Annotated in this window: 15 protein-coding genes and 1 pseudogene; 7 read left to right on the top strand and 9 right to left on the bottom strand. The window is 52.3% G+C overall.

The window, feature by feature from the left end; translation table 11 throughout:
* Nucleotides 1–22 precede the first annotated feature (22 nt).
* Nucleotides 23–598: pseudogene (locus tag FDW95_RS09125) on the bottom strand (Rpn family recombination-promoting nuclease/putative transposase); the annotation flags it as partial.
* 274 nt (nt 599–872) lie between these two features.
* Between FDW95_RS09125 and mdtM the strand changes: the two are divergent.
* Nucleotides 873–2,114 carry a multidrug efflux MFS transporter MdtM gene (gene mdtM / locus FDW95_RS09120; protein ID WP_115259545.1) on the top strand — a complete coding sequence of 414 codons (1,242 nt, stop codon included), beginning with the start codon at nt 873–875 and terminating at the stop codon, nt 2,112–2,114.
* Nucleotides 2,115–2,189: 75 nt separating this feature from the next.
* On the opposite strand, the gene metC is transcribed toward mdtM, so the two are convergent.
* Nucleotides 2,190–3,380 carry a cystathionine beta-lyase gene (gene metC / locus FDW95_RS09115; RefSeq protein WP_115259546.1) on the bottom strand — a complete coding sequence of 397 codons (1,191 nt, stop codon included), beginning with the start codon at nt 3,378–3,380 and terminating at the stop codon, nt 2,190–2,192.
* Between the two features lie 32 nt (nt 3,381–3,412).
* A complete protein-coding gene (locus tag FDW95_RS09110) occupies nt 3,413–4,645 on the bottom strand; it encodes a dicarboxylate/amino acid:cation symporter (RefSeq protein WP_115259547.1) in 1,233 nt (410 codons plus the stop codon).
* A 224-nt stretch (nt 4,646–4,869) separates the two neighbouring features.
* Here FDW95_RS09110 and FDW95_RS09105 point away from each other — a divergent pair, with 224 nt between their 5' ends.
* The 5 genes from FDW95_RS09105 to FDW95_RS09085 all read left to right on the top strand — a co-directional run bounded on the left by FDW95_RS09105 (nt 4,870) and on the right by FDW95_RS09085 (nt 9,271).
* A complete protein-coding gene (locus tag FDW95_RS09105) occupies nt 4,870–5,796 on the top strand; it encodes a LysR family transcriptional regulator (protein ID WP_115259548.1) in 927 nt (308 codons plus the stop codon).
* A gap of 75 nt (nt 5,797–5,871) precedes the next feature.
* Entirely contained in the window at nt 5,872–7,152 is a 1,281-nt protein-coding gene (locus FDW95_RS09100) for a DUF445 domain-containing protein (protein ID WP_115259549.1), read from the top strand.
* 9 nt (nt 7,153–7,161) lie between these two features.
* Nucleotides 7,162–7,401 (top strand): DUF2164 domain-containing protein, encoded by a 240-nt coding sequence (locus FDW95_RS09095; RefSeq protein ID WP_115259550.1) that lies wholly within the window; start codon nt 7,162–7,164, stop codon nt 7,399–7,401.
* A gap of 89 nt (nt 7,402–7,490) precedes the next feature.
* Nucleotides 7,491–8,678, top strand: a complete 1,188-nt coding sequence (locus tag FDW95_RS09090) for an MFS transporter (RefSeq protein WP_115259551.1) — start codon at nt 7,491–7,493, stop codon at nt 8,676–8,678.
* Nucleotides 8,679–8,869: 191 nt separating this feature from the next.
* Nucleotides 8,870–9,271 (top strand): hypothetical protein, encoded by a 402-nt coding sequence (locus FDW95_RS09085; RefSeq protein ID WP_115259552.1) that lies wholly within the window; start codon nt 8,870–8,872, stop codon nt 9,269–9,271.
* A 63-nt stretch (nt 9,272–9,334) separates the two neighbouring features.
* Here the strand turns inward: FDW95_RS09085 and FDW95_RS09080 are convergent, their stop codons facing one another.
* From FDW95_RS09080 to dld, 6 genes are all read right to left on the bottom strand, one after another.
* Complete coding sequence (locus FDW95_RS09080; protein WP_115259553.1) at nt 9,335–10,342, bottom strand: porin; 1,008 nt, start codon at nt 10,340–10,342, stop codon at nt 9,335–9,337.
* A gap of 189 nt (nt 10,343–10,531) precedes the next feature.
* A complete protein-coding gene (locus FDW95_RS09075; RefSeq protein WP_096758446.1) occupies nt 10,532–10,732 on the bottom strand; it encodes a hypothetical protein in 201 nt (66 codons plus the stop codon).
* Between the two features lie 715 nt (nt 10,733–11,447).
* Nucleotides 11,448–12,143 (bottom strand): lactate utilization protein C, encoded by a 696-nt coding sequence (locus tag FDW95_RS09070; protein WP_115259554.1) that lies wholly within the window; start codon nt 12,141–12,143, stop codon nt 11,448–11,450.
* Nucleotides 12,136–13,563, bottom strand: a complete 1,428-nt coding sequence (locus tag FDW95_RS09065; protein ID WP_072663053.1) for a LutB/LldF family L-lactate oxidation iron-sulfur protein — start codon at nt 13,561–13,563, stop codon at nt 12,136–12,138. Before FDW95_RS09065 ends, FDW95_RS09070 begins: the two co-directional genes overlap by 8 nt.
* 10 nt (nt 13,564–13,573) lie before the next feature.
* Nucleotides 13,574–14,293 (bottom strand): (Fe-S)-binding protein, encoded by a 720-nt coding sequence (locus tag FDW95_RS09060; RefSeq protein ID WP_064186363.1) that lies wholly within the window; start codon nt 14,291–14,293, stop codon nt 13,574–13,576.
* A 130-nt stretch (nt 14,294–14,423) separates the two neighbouring features.
* A complete protein-coding gene (gene dld, locus FDW95_RS09055) occupies nt 14,424–16,121 on the bottom strand; it encodes a D-lactate dehydrogenase (RefSeq protein WP_096758449.1) in 1,698 nt (565 codons plus the stop codon).
* A 432-nt stretch (nt 16,122–16,553) separates the two neighbouring features.
* Between dld and FDW95_RS23665 the strand changes: the two genes are divergently transcribed.
* A partial coding sequence (locus FDW95_RS23665) for an L-lactate permease (protein ID WP_249358997.1) occupies nt 16,554–17,306 on the top strand: 753 nt, incomplete at its 3' end.

Below are 17,306 nucleotides of genomic sequence, written 5' to 3'. Positions count from 1 at the left end.
TGGAGATTCAGGGGGCCAGTCTAACCAATCCCATAAGATCGCGCTGACGGATATGTTTTTGTATTAATTCCAGCAGCGCCATACGGCGATGCTGCACAATCTCATCGTCCGGAATAACTGTAATATCGACCAGCGGAAACGCTGCGGCATAAAGCCGACGAGCCAATGTTGGATTGGCAAATTCATCCAGCCAGCACAGTGACCAGGGATACGGACTTTTAGCGCCGTGATAAAACAGCATCGGCACCACCAGCGGTAGTTGCGGGTATCCGGCATCTAAATGTTTTTGCATGGCCGCTATCGCATAGCGCATCAACCTGAACGCCATATGTGCATCCGGTGTACTCTGATGTTCAATCACCACATAAATATATCCATCCCCTTCCGTCGTTTTCAGCGACCACAGCACATCGGAATAATACGCGCGTAAATCCCCCTCAATAAAACTGTCAGACTCGAGCTTTAGTGTCTGCAGGTCACATATTTCGCGTAACGCATCAGGGAGATGAATCTGTAGAAAATCCCGGGCAGTCTCCGGATGACGTAAAAATGTTTTAAAGACCGCATCATGCGGGGTTGAGGTCGGTGTTTTTTGCATGGAGATCCATCGTCCGAGGAAAAAGATGGCGCGACTATAACGGTTAAATTTATGACTCTCATTCAACACGTTTTATGTCTGCGAGGCACTATCCACAGTAAATACCGCCCTCTGCAAGGCAGACATTTTCTCAGAACACTCCCCGCAAAAACGCGTTTGCTTACGCGCCCATTCGCATTACACTGCGGATGTCTATTTTCCATTCAACTGACGCCACCCGAGGTGCGATCTCGCTATTCCCGTTGAGGGTTTTCTCCCGACAAGGAGCTGTTTTATGCAACGGATTTTCGCGTTTTTCTCGCAACGCGCCACGACGCTGTTTTTCCCCATCGCGCTGATTCTGTACGACTTCGCCGCCTACCTGTCAACGGACCTGATCCAACCCGGCATCATTAATGTCGTGCGGGATTTCAACGCCGATGTCAGCCTGGCACCGGCTGCGGTTAGCCTGTATCTGGCGGGTGGGATGGCGTTACAGTGGTTATTAGGGCCGCTTTCCGATCGAATTGGTCGCCGGCCGGTGCTGATTACCGGCGCGCTCATCTTCACCCTTGCCTGCGCGGCTACACTGTTCACCACCTCAATGACGCAGTTTCTGATTGCACGCGTTGTGCAGGGCACCAGCATCTGCTTTATCGCCACCGTCGGCTACGTCACGGTGCAGGAGGCATTTGGCCAGACAAAGGCCATCAAGCTGATGGCCATCATCACCTCCATTGTGCTGGTGGCACCGGTAATTGGCCCGCTCTCCGGGGCAGCGCTGATGCACTTTGTCCACTGGAAGGTTCTGTTTGCCATCATTGCCGCGATGGGCCTGGTCGCCTTTATTGGCCTGCTGCTGGCGATGCCAGAAACGGTGCAGCGCGGCTCGGTGCCGTTCAGCGCACGCGGCGTACTGCGGGATTTTCGCGATGTATTTCGCAACCGGGTGTTCCTGTTTGGGGCCGCCACGCTATCGCTGAGCTACATCCCGATGATGAGCTGGGTGGCGGTATCGCCGGTGATCCTGATCGACGCGGGCGGCATGACCACCTCGCAGTTTGCCTGGGCGCAGGCTCCGGTATTTGGGGCGGTTATTGTCGCCAATATGGTAGTGGTGCGATTTGTGAAGGACCCGACAAGGCCGCGCTTTATCTGGTGGGCGGCACCTGTCCAATTGAGCGGGCTGGCGATACTGATTGGCGGCAATTTACTCTGGCCGCACGTCTGGCTGTGGTCGGTGCTGGGCACCAGTCTGTATGCATTTGGTATCGGGATGATTTTCCCGACGCTGTTCCGTTTTACGCTGTTTTCCAACAACCTGCCGAAGGGCACGGTCTCCGCATCGCTGAATATGGTGATCCTGACGGTAATGGCTGTTTCTGTCGAGATCGGGCGCTGGCTGTGGTTTAACGGCGGCAGGATTTCGTTTCACCTGTTGGCGGTTGTCGCAGGTATTGTCGTGGTATTCACGCTCGCCGGATTGTTGAAGCGGGTACGTCAGCACGAGGCCACGACGTTAGCCACGGAAAACTAACCAGCCATGCTTATCCGGCCTACGCCATCGTGGTAGGCCGGATAAGGTGCTGGCGCCGCATCACATCACATCACATTACGCGATACGCGCGAACCCGGCGTCCAGATCGGCAATCAAATCACCGACATCTTCCAGGCCAATATGCACCCTGACCAGCGTGCCGCTGAAGTCGACATCCCCGGCCGGGCGAATGCTGTTCAGCTCCTCCGGCTGATTAGCCAGAATCAGCGACTCGAATCCGCCCCACGAATAGGCCATATGGAACAGCGAGAAGTTATCGAGGAAATTCGCCATCTGTTCATCAGTCAGGCGCTTTTTCAGGATAAATGAGAACAGGCCCGAGCTACCGGCAAAGTCGCGCTGAAAATACTCATGGCCCGGACACTCCGGTAACGCCGGATGGTTCACCCGCGCCACCTCCGGTCTTGCCGACAGCCAGCGGGCAATATGGATACTGCTTTCCTGATGCTGTTTCAGACGTACCGCCAGCGTGCGCAGTCCGCGGCTGCCGTTATACGCCGTGTCGGCATCCAGCGTTTGCCCCATCAGATACGAGTTCTCACGCAGACGATCCCAGCAGCGGGCGTTGGACACCGCCGTGCCCAGCATGCCGTCCGAATGGCCAATGGTGTACTTGGTGCCCGCCTGAATGGAAATATCCACGCCGAAATCCAGCGCCTTAAACAGTACGCCCGCCGCCCAGGTGTTGTCGATCATGATGACTATGTCCGGGTTCACTGCGCGGATCGCCTTCACCATTCCCGGCACGTCCTGGACTTCCATGGTGATTGAACTGGGCGATTCCAGAAACACCACTTTCGTCTCAGGGCGCAGAAAATCGACGATACCTGCGCCAATCAGCGGATCGTAATAGGTGGTTTCCACGTTGAATTTACTCAGGATCTTATTACAGAAATCCTGGGTTGGCTCATAGGCCGCGCCGGTCATCAGGATATGATCGCCGCTTTGTACAAACGCCAGAATCGCATTAGTAACCGCCGCGGCCCCGCACGGGTACAGCGCACAGCCCACACCGCCTTCCAGCTCGCTCATCGCCTTCTGAAAAGCGAAGTGGGTATACGTACCGCGACGACCATAAAACAGTTCCCCGTTAGCGCGATTGGCGGTGGCGAATTTTTTATCCTTCACGGTATCAAACACCAGCGAAGAAGCGCGTTGGATAACCGGATTCACCGCCCCCTGGGTGTAACGTTTGTCACGTCCGGCGACGACCAGTTGGGTTTCAATCTTCATTGCGTCTTTCATAACATCTCCTGTTTCTTAATCCGTGTGCAAACCTATACCGCAGCGGCGGTCGCGTTGATTTCAGCGTCGTTCTGCTTTTTTCCAGCAAACCGCTCAACAATTTGTGCCGCGTTCAAATCATGGATCACGTTGATAAGCGTGGCGGGCGCATCGGTAATCGTACCCAGCACCACCAGCATCGGGATCGCTTCCATCGGCAACCCGAGCGTGGTGACAATAAAGATCTCACCCAGAAACGCACCGCCCGGTACGCCGCCGACGATAATGGCGGAGAGCACGGCAATCAGCATGGTCAGGAAGAAGGTCTCGGTGGTGAACGGCATGCCGAGCACGGAATAGATAAAGACAATTTTCAGCGCGGCAATCATCGCCACGCCGCCTTTGTTCAGGTTAACCAACAACGGAATAGAGACATCCACAATTTCCGGGTTAATCCCCATCGCCTTACCGGCGCGCAGCGTGACAGGTAATGTGCCCAGTGAAGAACAGGTTCCCAGCGCGGTGGCGGAAGGTTCAATCGCATTACGCCAGAAGGCTCTGACCGCCGGAACACCGCCACCAATATACGAATAGAGAATTGAGCCGAAAACAAAGTAGACCAGCGTGGCGACCATAAACAGGCCAATGGCGCGGGCAAAGGTTAACAGCAGCGCGGAATCCTGACTGGCCATGGTCGCAGCGAAATAGCAACCAAGACCAATCGGCGCCACTTTCATAATGATAGAGACGATCTTCATGATCACGGTATTGGCATCTTCCAGCAGTGACGCAATGCGTTTCCCCGCCTGATCTGATTGCCCAATCGCCACACCGGCAATGATCGCCATGACGATCAGCGCCAGAATATTGGACTTCGAAAACAGTCCGATAAAATCATTGGTGGTGATCATGCTGACAAAATCCATCTTGCCACTGCCCGCCTGCACGGACTGCGAGAGATCGATAGTGACGCCCTGCGCCGGGTTGTACCATAGCGCCAGCGCCACAATCCCGGCAGCCGGAATAAAGGCCATCGCGATCGAAACAATAAAGATAATCGCCATAATGCGTCCCAGCCTTTTCAGGTCGGTCATACTGGCGATAGAAGACATGACGCTGATCCCCACCAGCGGCACGATGATCATAAATAACAGGTTTAAGAATATCTGACCGACTGGCTGGAGTGTGCTGGCAAACGTCGGGGCATAAATACCTAATAAGCCGCCAATAACCAGAGCAAATAATAAAATAATCGACGATCTGTAGGGTTCGAGTCGTGACCACATAATGGGTACCTTTTAAATTATATAATTTTTAATGAGACTACATTCACAACTTGATGCGTTTCAGGCCTACCTCCTTATATTTTGTGATGCAACTCACTTAACCTGTTATTTTTTCATTTTGCCAGCGAGTTGTTTCCTGTGATTCAATAGTTGCATGTTTAAAATGCGAATGTAACGGCCTATTCGTACCGTTTTTGCAAATCACTTGTGAATTAAAGGAAATTATGGGTACGCCGATTTCACTCAAGCATTTGGAATTTTTCGTCAAAATCGTTGACTGCGGAGGGTTATCGGAGGCTGCCGCGCAGCTCAACGTCTCGCCTTCCGCGGTGAGCAAAAGCCTGACGGCGATGGAAGACACGCTGGGGACAACGTTAATTAAACGCACCACCCGCAGTATTACCCTGACCGATGCCGGGCAATATTTATTTAACCGCGCCAATAAGCTACTGACAGAGTTTGATGAAACGCTGAATACTACCTCCGGTTATTACCACAGCCCGCAGGGCGAATTACGCATCACCTGTTCCATTGCCTTTGGTTATTCGCGACTGGTAAACCTGGTGGATAAATATCGCACCCAGTTCCCGGATGTGAATCTGTACATCGATCTCAACGATAACTTCGTCAATCTGAACGAAACCGATTTCGACATCGCCCTGCGCATCTCCACCGCGCCGCCGCAGAATTACGCCATGCGTAAACTGGTCCCTATCCGCTGGGCGTACTGCGCGTCGCCGGGATACCTCGCAAAAAAAGGGATGCCCCAGCGTCGCAGCGACTTGGTGAATCATGATTGCCTGGTTTACCCCGGCCTCACGCCAGTGCTTAAAGTGGCAGACGAGCAGGATCGTTTGCACCAATTGAAGCTGCATATGCCGATCCAGGCCAACAGCAGCCTGGTGTTATTGAAGTCGGTGTTAGAAGATCAGGGCGTGGCGTATTTACCCACCTATCTGATTGGCGATCATATTCAAAAAGAAGAGGTCACGCCGCTGATGCTCGACGGCACCATCACCTGTGAAACCCACGCCCTGTATGCGCTGTATTTTCCCAGCAAGTACAGTAATCCGAAGGTACGATCGTTTATCGATTTTCTGGTGGCGGAACTCGGTCCGTTACCCGCGTGGGACAACTGGATCCCAGGATAAGATCATTCAGTCTAAAAATGGGAGGCGTGCCACAATTTTTGCACGTTCCCCCCGTCTGGCTCTATCCTTAAGTCTATGAATAAAATTGCTGAACTCAAACGCGCCAAGCGACTGGCGCTCTCTCTGCTGCTGATTGCTGCCGCGACCTTCGTCATCACGTTGTTTCTGCCACCCAACTTCTGGGTGCTAGGGATCAAAGCGATTGCCGAAGCGGCGATGGTAGGCGCGCTGGCGGACTGGTTCGCCGTGGTCGCGCTTTTTCGCCGGGTACCGATCCCGTTTATCTCGCGCCATACGGCGATTATCCCGCGTAATAAAGACCGCATCGGCGAAAACCTGGGTCAGTTCGTGCAGGAAAAATTCCTCGACACCCAGTCACTGGTGGCGCTGATTCGCCGCCATGAACCGGCGCTGCTCATTGGCAACTGGTTCAGCCAACCGGAAAATGCCCGGCGCATCGGCCAGCATCTGCTGCAGATCATGAGCGGATTTCTCGAACTGACCGACGACGCCCGCATCCAGCGGCTGATCAAACGCGCGGTGCATAAGGCTATCGACAAGGTCGATCTCTCCGGCACCAGCGCATTAATGCTGGAAAGCATGACCAAAAACAACCGCCACCAGGTGCTGCTCGACACGCTGATTACGCAGCTGATCGCCCTGCTACAGCGCGACAGTTCGCGGGCGTTTATCGCCCAGCAGATTGTGCGCTGGCTGGAGACCGAGCATCCGCTCAAAGCGAAGATCCTGCCAACCGAATGGCTCGGTGAACACAGCGCCGAGCTGGTCTCTGATGCGGTCAACTCCCTGCTGGATGACATCAGTCACGATCGGGCGCATCAGATCCGCCACGCCTTCGATCGCGCCACGTTGAACCTGATCGATAAGCTCAAACACGATCCTGACATGGCCGCACGTGCAGAAAGCCTCAAAAGCTACCTGAAAGAGGACGAAGCCTTTAACCGCTATCTCGGCGAGTTGTGGGCGGATCTGCGTCAATGGGTGAAAACCGACATTAACGCCGATGATTCTCGCGTGAAACAACGCATTGCCAGCGCCGGACAGTGGTTTGGCGAAACGCTGGTTGCCGATGGTGCCCTGCGTGCGTCGCTGAATGAACACCTGGAGCAGGCTGCGAAAAAAGTCGCACCGGAGTTCGCTACCTTCCTGACGCGCCACATCAGCGACACCGTCAAAAGCTGGGATGCACGGGAGATGTCGCAACAAATTGAGCTCAACATCGGCAAAGATTTGCAGTTTATTCGCGTCAACGGCACGCTCGTTGGCGGTTCTATCGGGCTGGTGTTATATCTGTTGTCGCAACTACCGTCTCTGCTCACGCTGCCGAATTTTTAAGGAGAAAAAATGGCTGAAATCACCCTGTCATCCGCGGAGCGCGATCGCCTGCGCAACGAACTGGAAACGTATTGCAGCGACCACTTCGATCTCGACCTTGAGCAGTTCGATGCCGAGTTCTTTATTGATTTTATTATCGAAAAACTGGGACCTGCGTTTTACAACGCCGGTATTGAAGAGGCGATCCGCACCCATATCGCCTACAGCGAACGGATCCAGGAAGAAATGGACCTGAAGAAAATCCTCTGACGGTAAAACCCGCATCATTTAACTTTAAATTATCATTTGCATATGTAATATAACAAATATCCACATAACAGCGTGAAGTGAGCGTCTGCATGCCGCAGGGAAGTCCTGGTTCAAATCATCATTCCATCCGCATCGCGCTGTTTGGCCTGCTGGTCTTGACGCTGGGCATGGGGATTGGCCGCTTTCTGTATACGCCAATGCTGCCGGTGCTGCTGACTGAAGGTCAGTTTACCTTTAGCCAACTCTCGTGGATTGCCAGCGCCAACTACGCCGGGTATCTGGCAGGCAGCCTGCTGTTTTCCTTCGGTTTGTTCCACCAGCCCTCACGCCTGCGTCCGATGCTATTAGCGTCTGCGCTCGCGACCACCGGACTTATCCTGGCGATGGCGTTTTTTACCCAGCCCGCACTGATGATGGCGATCCGCTTTCTGGCAGGTGTCGCCAGTGCAGGTATGATGATCTTTGGTTCGATGGTGGTTCTGCAGCATACCCGTCATCCGTTTGTGATTGCGGCCCTGTTCTCCGGTGTCGGGACCGGCATTTTTCTCGGTAATGAGTATGTCATCGCTGGTTTACGCTTTGCGCTGTCATCGCACACGCTGTGGCTGGGTGCCGGAGTCCTTTCTGGCTTACTCCTTCTGCTGCTGGTCGTGCTGCTCCCCTCTCGTGACCGCGTGCTGCCCGCCGTACCACTGGCAAAATCCGCGCATCAACCGATGTCATGGTGGCTGCTGGCGTTGCTTTACGGGCTGGCCGGTTTTGGCTACATCATTGTCGCCACTTACCTGCCGCTGATGGCGAAAAATGCCGGTTCGCCACTGCTGACCGTACACCTGTGGTCGCTGGTTGGCATCGCAATCATTCCGGGGTGTTTCGGCTGGCTATGGGCGGCGAAACGTTGGGGAGTCCTGCAATGCCTGACAGCCAATCTGCTGACCCAAAGCGCCTGCGTGGTGTTAACACTTGCCAGCGACTCGTTGTTCCTGCTGGTTCTCAGCAGTATCGGTTTTGGCGCAACCTTTATGGGAACCACCTCACTGGTGATGCCGCTCGCCCGCCAACTCAGCGTGCCGCGAAACATTAACCTATTGGGACTGGTGACGCTGACGTACGGCATTGGGCAAATTCTCGGGCCGCTATTAACCAGCCTACTGGGAAGCGGCGCTATCGCCATTATCAACGCTACGCTGTGTGGTGCAGCGGCGCTATTTTTTGCTGCACTGATTAGTGCAGTACAATGCTATAAACAGCGTTCTCTTACACCTAAAGAAGTATAAGCCCCCCCTCTAAAAAATCTTAAATTCGGATTACTCCGCAATTAAATGTCAACATTTCATAATCCACAAATAACCAATAACTCATTCTCCAGACACTTTATAATCCGTCTTAACTCATTTGTAGAATAAACATAAAATGAGTAAAAATGGACATATCCATACAACATCAACAGCATATTCAGGAACAGTACATGTCGTGGTTTAAAAAAATCATACTTGGGTTAATTATTATCATCAGCTTATTTAGCACCATGAAGGATTATAAAGACTTCGGCTTTTTCGGGGCCGCAGGGCTGTTTATTATATTTGTACTCACCACGATTTTTCTCTGGCAGTGGGCTGCCGGAAAGTGGCCAGAGATAGGCACCGTCAAAGCGATTCTTATTTTGCTGGCCAGTACCATTGCCTCTATATTCGTCATTAATATGGCCATCGCCGGAAATTTACATGTAGATCTGATGGAAGTAATGCGCGTTTCGATTACGCATAAACCCCTTTTTTATCTCATTTTCTGCGTGGTGGCATGGGTAAAAGTGGGGATCTGGAAGTGGTTATTTAGCGAAGTGCGTGGCAACCCACAGCAGCCAGTCTGACAGGAAAAGCAATGTAAAAAAGGCGTCTGACTAGAGACGCCTTTTTCATGACATAACAAAAACTTAGAACTGGTAGGTCAGGCCAGCAACAACTTCGTTGTCACCGTCCTGGCCATTGAGCAGGTTAAACTTGTAACCCACATCGGCCACGATGTTTTTGTTGAAGTAGTAATCGGTACCCAGCGCCACGTACTCGGTCAGGTCAGTGTTGTCAGTGTCACGTGAGTGGACGTAAGCCACGTTCGGACGCAGACCAAAATCAAACACATAGGCCGCCATCGCTTCAAAGTGCTGCGCTTTGTTGGCATTCTGGATCAGGTTGTGGGATTCACCGTACATCGTCGCCACATAGACAGCATTGGCATCATACTTCAGGCCCGCCCCCCAGAATTCAGCGTTATCACCTTCCCAGCCCTGCTGTTTCTGCTCAGCAGTTACCGCGCTGGTAGAGTAAGCCGCGATGGCAGACACGCCAGAGTCCGCGATGTTGTCATAACCCAGAGAGAAGCCGTAGCCATTGCCGTGCTGTTTAGCCGGGTCCGCATCGGTATCATCCTGACCCTGGTATTGCGCCGCCAGGTTTACACCATCAACGGCACCAAACAGATTTTTGGTACGGAGTGTTGCAACGCCAGAAGTGCGTGTAGTAAGGAAGCGGTCAGTATTTTCATAGGAATCACCGCCGAACTCTGAAAGAACGTCAGTGTAAGATCCCACGTCATAAGCGACACCGTAGTTACGACCGTAGTCAAAGCTAACGTCGTGACCGTAATCCAGGCCAGCAAACGCGAGACGTGTTTTAATACCATCCTGAGAACCTTCTGCTCCAGCGGCATCAAACTGACTTTCAAAGTGGCCATAACCGGTCAGCTGATCGTTAATTTGTGTCTCACCACGAAAACCCAGACGCGCATAAGTACCGTCGGCGTCGGTGCCGTCAGTCCAGGTATGTACGGCTTTAACTTTGCCGTACAAATCCAGTTTATTGCCATCTTTGTTATAAATTTCCGCTGCATGAACGGACGTTACCCCTAATGCCATCACGGCTAATGCCATTGCTGTCTTTTTCATTTTTTACTCACTTTTAATTGTGAATTTTGCTATCAACTTTGTTATGCGGGCGGCGCGCCAACATAAAAAAGCCCCCTATTGAACAAGGGGAAAACAAATAACACACCAGTAAAATTATTAAGGACGTAGCAAGGCATATATCATTATTGGGAATATAAATAAAACCCAGACAGAGCGTGATAGCATGTATTACTGAGAGTCACTCTCATTAATAGAGCGATGTAGCATTAATGCTTCAGCAATAATATCTTGTTTGCTTTTTCGTGTTTCAAATGCCAGCGTGCGAACGTATTCCCACAAAGAGGTATCGACACGCGCACTTAAAAGAACCATATCTTTCGAGCGGGTACCTCTGGCTTTTCGACTATCGGGATAATCTCGAGAAGGCATTGTCATCTCCTGAACGCAATAATACGCTTATGGCGATGAAATATGCATCCAGTGTAAAAACATGTCAACGGCAAAAAAAATGCACAATAGTAATGAAACTGTTAATAAATCACTTAAAAGTGGAACGCTATTTCAAATGAAAGATAACTTGATTGTAGAATAATGTGTAATTTTTACTTTACGCACATTCATTGTGACTCATTAGATTAAAAAAAAGACGTCTACCGCGTGGCTAACAATGTGCCATCAAAACATCATTCCAGCCAATAGGTTACATAACGTGTTTAATGTCTACTTTTACCTAAAACCCCTGTTTTTATATGCCTTTTTGCGTTGATTTTCGGTGCTATCCGCTGCGTAAATCGCGTTGATTCTCACTGCGTTGTCGCCTGCGTTGTCGAAAAATAAGCACGGAAAGGTAAAATTTTAGTAAAAATTGCATTCTTTCGCTTTTAAAAATAAGTCGATTTAAATTGATTTAAATCAATTTTACCAGCCGCGTAACGGTGTAAAAATCGCCACTTGCGGTGACTGGAAACAATGTTGTACGCCGATTTTATCAGCAGAAAAAACAGGTGCAGGAACGTTAAACCGCAGCGGAAAGCGCGGACCAGGACGCCATTTTCAGGCGATCCCTTGCGAAAGGAGAGTCCGCAGAGTGCGGAATGTCATCCCGCTCTGGGCTACAACGCCAGAGCGGGCTTATTCACGAATCTCAACAATCTTCAATAATCAGATACACCGCCTTCACCGGACCATGCACCCCGACCACTTTGATAAGCTCAATATCCGCCGTTGAGCTGGGCCCGCTGATGATGTTAATGCACGACGGCATACGCTCACCGGCCTGCGCTTTCTGATGCAGAACCTGCGCCAGTTGCGCCACACGCGGCAGGATGCTGCTTTTACGCAGCACGAAAATAGAGGACTCGGGCAACAGGCTGATTGAACGCCCGCGCTCCGGAGCGGAAAACAGCACCACGCCCCCGGACTCCGTCAGGCCATACTCGGCATACACCACGCCAACTTTCGCCTGCTCGGCCTGAACAATATTCTCGGCTCCACGCACCGGATCCCAGACCACAGCATTACACTCTCGCTGCAAACGCTCGGTTATCCCCAGTTCTACCAGCCGACTGTCGCCGCTAACCACCACCGGCTGCTGCCCCAGCTGTTGGCACAGACGTAACGCCGCCTCAGGGGCCTGCGCCTCATGGGTCAGTTCGCACTGCGCCAGCATCACCTCGCTGGCAAACTGCACAAACGCGTCGCAGCGCTGCTGCGGGCTGAGTTCGGTCAGCCGCTCGTTCGCATAGTTGTTCACCGGCGCGGCTTCGGCCTGCGGTTCCCGCCGCAGCGGACGGCCCAGCGCCTGGGCAACGGTGTTTAAAAACGCGGTACGGTTATCCATTCTTTTTCTCCTGCGCCTGATGTTTCTTAAACCAGCTACGGAAACTCTCTCCGTCAGCATCAGGAAGATCGCGCGCTTCCATCCAGTCGCCAATCGCGCCAACCTTGAGCGGCGTTTTACCGCCATTGATAAACCAGCTCGCCGCGTGGGCACCGGCCATCATGCCGACCTTCCACAACCCTGGATGGCTGTTGGCATAAGCGAACATTTTGATCGCCCGACGTTCCGCTTTCGGGGTAATCCCTTCCTCGGCCATTACCCGGCGATGGCGCAGGATCAGTTTTGACAGCGGGATCTGTACCGGACAAACGCTGTCGCAGGCCGTGCACAGTGAACAGGCGTAAGGCAGGTCTTTAAAATCTTTATAGCCGCCGAGCAGCGGAGAGATCACCGCCCCGATAGGCCCTGGATAAATAGAGCCGTAGCCGTGCCCGCCAATATGGCGATACGCCGGGCAGGTGTTCATACAGGCTCCACAGCGGATGCAGCGCAGCACATCGCGAAACTCAGAACCCAGCACCTGCGAGCGACCGTTATCCACAATCACCAGGTGAAACTCTTCCGGCCCGTCGACGTTATCCGCCTCGCGCGGCCCGGTAAGCCAGGTGTTATAGCCCGTCAGACGAGCGCCCACCGCACTGCGTGCCAGCATAGTGATCAGCACGTCCACGTCGGCAAACGTCGGCGCGATGCGCTCCATGCCCATCACCGCAATGTGCGTTTTCGGTAACGTGGTACACATCCGCGCGTTACCTTCGTTGGTGACCAGGCAAACCGAGCCGGTCTCCGCCACCGCGAAGTTACAGCCGGTAATGCCAATTTCAGCGCTGAGGAAATCCTCGCGGATCTTCTGGCGGATGAACAAGGTCATCGCTTCCGGCGTTTCCGGACCGTCATAGCCCATCTGCTCATGCAGCACGCGACGGATCTGATAGCGATCTTTATGGATAGCCGGGACCACCACATGCGAAGGCGGATCCTGATCCAACTGGAGAATATATTCGCCCAGATCGGTTTCGATCACCTGAATACCGGCATCCTGCAGCACGTGGTTAACGCCGATCTCTTCGGTCACCATCGACTTGGATTTCACCACCTTCTTCGCGTTTTTCGCTTTTGCGACCTGCAAAATGTAGCGGGTAGCCTCTTCCTTGGTCTTCGCGAAAAACACCTGACCGCCGTTTTCCGTCACTTTCTCGGAGAGTTGATACAGGTAAGCGTCGAGGTTACTCAGAACGTGGTCGCGGATCTGACTGGCACGGTCGCGCCATTCTTCCCAGTGCCCTAACTCATCGACCATTTTTTGCCGGTTCGCGCCGATGCGCCCCTGCGCGTTCGCCACGGCTTTGCGCATAATCGGATCGTCAATTTGCTGGCGAATGCGCGTTTTAAACTCTACATCGCTGGTTTTTATCGACATCTCTTTCCCCTCAGCGGCTCATCAGCACTTCAGCAATATGCATCACTTTGACCGGCTGGCCTTCACGCTGCAGTCGGCCGCCAATGTTCAGCAGGCAGCTAACGTCGGCACCAATCAAATACTCCGGTTTCGCATCCATGAGATGCAGGACTTTCTCTTTCACCATCTCGCCGGATATTTCGGCCATTTTGACCGAGAAAGTGCCGCCGAATCCGCAGCAGGTGTCCTGATCGGCAAAGGTTAACAGCTCCAGACCGCGTACGTTTTTCAACAGCGTGAGCGGCTCTTCTCTCACGCCCAGCTTGCGAGTCAGGCTGCACGAAGGGTGATAAACCGCTCTGCCCTGCAGGCTGGCACCGACGTCCACGACGCCCAGTTTGTTGACAATAAAAGAGGTGAGATCCTGCATACGCGCGGCAACCTTTTCGGCGCGCAATGCCCATGCAGGTTCATCGGCCAGATACGTCGGGTAGCTTTTCACCGCATAGGTGCACGAACCTGCCGGAGAGATAATCGGATCGTCATTATCCTCCAGCGCAGCGATCATGTTTTTCATCCCCGGGATGGCTTCTTTGATATAGCCACTGTTAATGGCGGGCTGACCGCAGCACCCCTGCTTCTCGGGGAAATTAACGCGGCAGCCGAGCTTTTCCAGCAACAATACGGAATCGCGTGCCATCCGTGATTTCAGCGCGTCACCAATACAGGTGACAAAGAAATTTACATTCACAATAAATACCCCATTGCTTCATTGCCTTTTAAAACCGGCGACACATCGCCGCCCGGTAATAATTCAATAATAAAAACTGGCCATTAATAAAACGGTGATACCTGACCTTTACTGTTTTATTGTCTTTTCGTCAGGCCCAGTTTTTACGTTTACTGGTTTTACCAATGCCCGGGTTCATGCTGTTGGTCGGGTCATTTTCCTGATAAAACCGCGCCAGGTTTTCAGGCGCTTTATAAAGGTGGCCAACATTATGTTCTGCCGGATATTGCGCCCCGCGTTGGCGCAACAGTTCGAGCATCTGTTCTTTTAACGCGTGCGCATCAACGCCTTTTTTAACGATATAATCCTGATGGAACACATGGCACATAAAGTGGCCATAATAAAGTTTATGCACCAGCTGACTGTCAATTTCAGCCGGCAGATGTTCATACCACTCGGTATCATTGCGGCGTAGCGCAATATCCAGCGCGAGAATATCCTCAACCTCATCAGAATGAACGGCCTGATAGCGAATGGCGGCTCCCGCTGCAGCAAAGCGGTGCAGAAACGCCTTGCTGCCCTCTTCCGGGGTACAAGCAAAGAAATCTCCGTCTGCCGTTTTAAAGTACTCGGTTAACCACGCCTGCGCTTCGCCGATGCCGTCCCCTGCCATTTTCAGCATCAGATGATGCTCGTAGTTGTCACGCCAGGTTTTCATGCGTGGCGGGAGATGGCTCGGGAAAAAATGACTGAATGTCTGCATTGCGCGGTCGGTAAAGTGCGGGCGGAAAATCTTCACCTTCTCCAGCATGGCCTCGGTGCGCCCCTTCAGATTAAAGAAAAACGGCATTTTGTCGGTGCCGAGTTTGTCGATCATCAGGAAGGTGTCTTTGCTGTATTTCTCTGCAACATCATAGATATCACGATGCATATACTCACCGGCGACCGGTAAGTGTGTAAACGTCGCCAGCATATGGCGGCGTATGTCCGTCAACACCGAGGTCTGATTGGTACCAATGTAGAACACCTGCTGATTCTTCTCAGCTTCAAAGGTGTCCAGACGTACGGCAAACACCGCCAGTTTCCCCGCGCAGCCTGAGGATTCGAACAGGCGATCCGGGTCGGCGTTGTAGCGCGCCGGGGTGTCAGCATCAACGTCTCTGACGCGGGTCACGTAGTCGTGGTCGTGCGCGTGACGCCCGTCATGACTGACGTCAGCACGCGCAATCGCGTTGTTATCCAGGCGGGCGAGGATCTGTTCCGGCGTCTCGCCCAGTTCGATGCCCAGATGATTGACCAGTTGTAGCTGTCCCTGTTCATCCACGCGGGCAAACAGTGACATCTCGGTGTACGCCGGGCCACGCTGAACCAGTGCACCGCCGGAGTTATTACAGATACCGCCAATCACCGACGCACCAATGCAGGAGGAGCCAATCACCGAATGCGGCTCGCGGCCAAACGGCTTCAGCGCCTTCTCTAGCGAATACAGCGTGGTGCCCGGATACGCCAGCACCTGCTTGCCCTCATCCAGCACATGCAGACTGTCGAGGCGCAGCGTGCTGATGATAACGATGTCGCGATCGTAGCCCTTGCCGTTCGGCGTGGAGCCTTCCGTCAGGCCGGTATTTGAGGCCTGCATCAGAATGATTTTATCGGCCTCCACGCAGGCCTTGAGCACCTGCCACAGTTCAAGCAGAGAGCCGGGGATCACCACCGCCAGCGCTTCGCCCTGACCCGAGCGGAAGCCCTTGCGATAACGCGCCGTTTTGGACGGATCGGTAAGGACGTAGGCGGGGCCAACCCGTTGGGTAAGTGCAGTCAAAAAGGATTTATTATCAGTGTTTTTCATGGAGGGCGGCTCTCCGCTCCTTATATCAGGGCAATCGAAAATGGCGATACATTCATTTGTATGACAAAACAAAATAATCCCCCAATCATTACTTACATGCAATACCCTGGTTTATTTCTTTCGGCCTCGCTCACATTTTTATATTGAAAACCACAATTATCAGAAATCAAAAAACCGTTTAAAACGACTTACCCGCCCGTCTCTATCATTATTACATAGACCATTATATAACTATTTATAGGTACCCATTTTGCGCCCAAAGATATTTACAGAGCATTATTTCTCAATTAAAAGCTTACAATAGTTACAAAACCATTAATCATAATTACTTTATCCACTGAAGCGATTCAGTTTGCATATTTTATTTATCCAGCCATGTAAGTTTCCCGCCATAAATACAAATAAGGTTTAATAAACCCATCAGGAATAGTAATGAACGAATATATTATGTTTGTTTTAGCCCTCTCTCCTTTGCTGCTTATGGTATTTTTAATACTAAAATTAAAAATGCCGATTCATTATTCAGTCTTGATTACGCTGGCCTTTACCATCGCGCTGTCGGCGATATTCTGGGATATGCCGTTACAGAATTTGAAAGCCTCCGTGGGCTATGGTGCCCTCAAAGGGTTATGGCCGATTGTGATTGTGATCCTCGGTGCGATATTCAGTTATAACGTGATGCAGGCCACCAAAGCGCTGGATATTCTGCGCGATATTCTCGCCAGTATTAGTGAAGATAAACGCATCCAGGTACTGCTTATTTCGTGGTGTTTTGGCGGATTTCTTGAGGCCGCCGCTGGCTACGGCACCGCGGTTGCCATTCCTATCGGCATCCTGATCGCACTGGGATTCAATCCGCTCAAAGCGGCCATCGCCTCACTCGTCGCCAATACCGTGCCGACGGCATTCGGCGCGGTGGGTATTCCGGTTTCAATTCTCGCTGAACAGGTTAACCTGCCGGTTTTCACCCTCGGCGGAACCATTATTATGCAGCTGGCGCTGTTTAATATTCTGCTGCCGTTTGTGATTATTTGTATTATCGGCGGTGGCCTGAAGGCGATTCGCGGCGTGTTCTTCATCACACTAATTTGCGGTATTACCACGCTGGTGCCGCAGTATTTTGTCGCTATCCACCTTGGCGCAGAACTCCCTGCATTTGCCGGCAGCCTGGTCAGCCTGTTTGCC

The organism is Citrobacter sp. wls718, from assembly GCF_005280945.1.
GTDB classification, from domain to species: Bacteria; Pseudomonadota; Gammaproteobacteria; order Enterobacterales; family Enterobacteriaceae; genus Citrobacter; species Citrobacter gillenii.
This window is presented reverse-complemented; position numbering and strand designations above follow the sequence as displayed.

What these genes read in the sequence shown, in the direction of transcription:
- mdtM (WP_115259545.1), top strand. Translation starts at nt 873, where the DNA reads ATGCAACGGATTTTCGCGTTTTTCTCGCAACGCGCCACGACGCTGTTT.
- metC (WP_115259546.1), bottom strand. Translation starts at nt 3,380, where the DNA reads ATGAAAGACGCAATGAAGATTGAAACCCAACTGGTCGTCGCCGGACGT.
- FDW95_RS09110 (WP_115259547.1), bottom strand. Translation starts at nt 4,645, where the DNA reads ATGTGGTCACGACTCGAACCCTACAGATCGTCGATTATTTTATTATTT.
- FDW95_RS09105 (WP_115259548.1), top strand. Translation starts at nt 4,870, where the DNA reads ATGGGTACGCCGATTTCACTCAAGCATTTGGAATTTTTCGTCAAAATC.
- FDW95_RS09100 (WP_115259549.1), top strand. Translation starts at nt 5,872, where the DNA reads ATGAATAAAATTGCTGAACTCAAACGCGCCAAGCGACTGGCGCTCTCT.
- FDW95_RS09095 (WP_115259550.1), top strand. Translation starts at nt 7,162, where the DNA reads ATGGCTGAAATCACCCTGTCATCCGCGGAGCGCGATCGCCTGCGCAAC.
- FDW95_RS09090 (WP_115259551.1), top strand. Translation starts at nt 7,491, where the DNA reads ATGCCGCAGGGAAGTCCTGGTTCAAATCATCATTCCATCCGCATCGCG.
- FDW95_RS09085 (WP_115259552.1), top strand. Translation starts at nt 8,870, where the DNA reads ATGTCGTGGTTTAAAAAAATCATACTTGGGTTAATTATTATCATCAGC.
- FDW95_RS09080 (WP_115259553.1), bottom strand. Translation starts at nt 10,342, where the DNA reads ATGAAAAAGACAGCAATGGCATTAGCCGTGATGGCATTAGGGGTAACG.
- FDW95_RS09075 (WP_096758446.1), bottom strand. Translation starts at nt 10,732, where the DNA reads ATGCCTTCTCGAGATTATCCCGATAGTCGAAAAGCCAGAGGTACCCGC.
- FDW95_RS09070 (WP_115259554.1), bottom strand. Translation starts at nt 12,143, where the DNA reads ATGGATAACCGTACCGCGTTTTTAAACACCGTTGCCCAGGCGCTGGGC.
- FDW95_RS09065 (WP_072663053.1), bottom strand. Translation starts at nt 13,563, where the DNA reads ATGTCGATAAAAACCAGCGATGTAGAGTTTAAAACGCGCATTCGCCAG.
- dld (WP_096758449.1), bottom strand. Translation starts at nt 16,121, where the DNA reads ATGAAAAACACTGATAATAAATCCTTTTTGACTGCACTTACCCAACGG.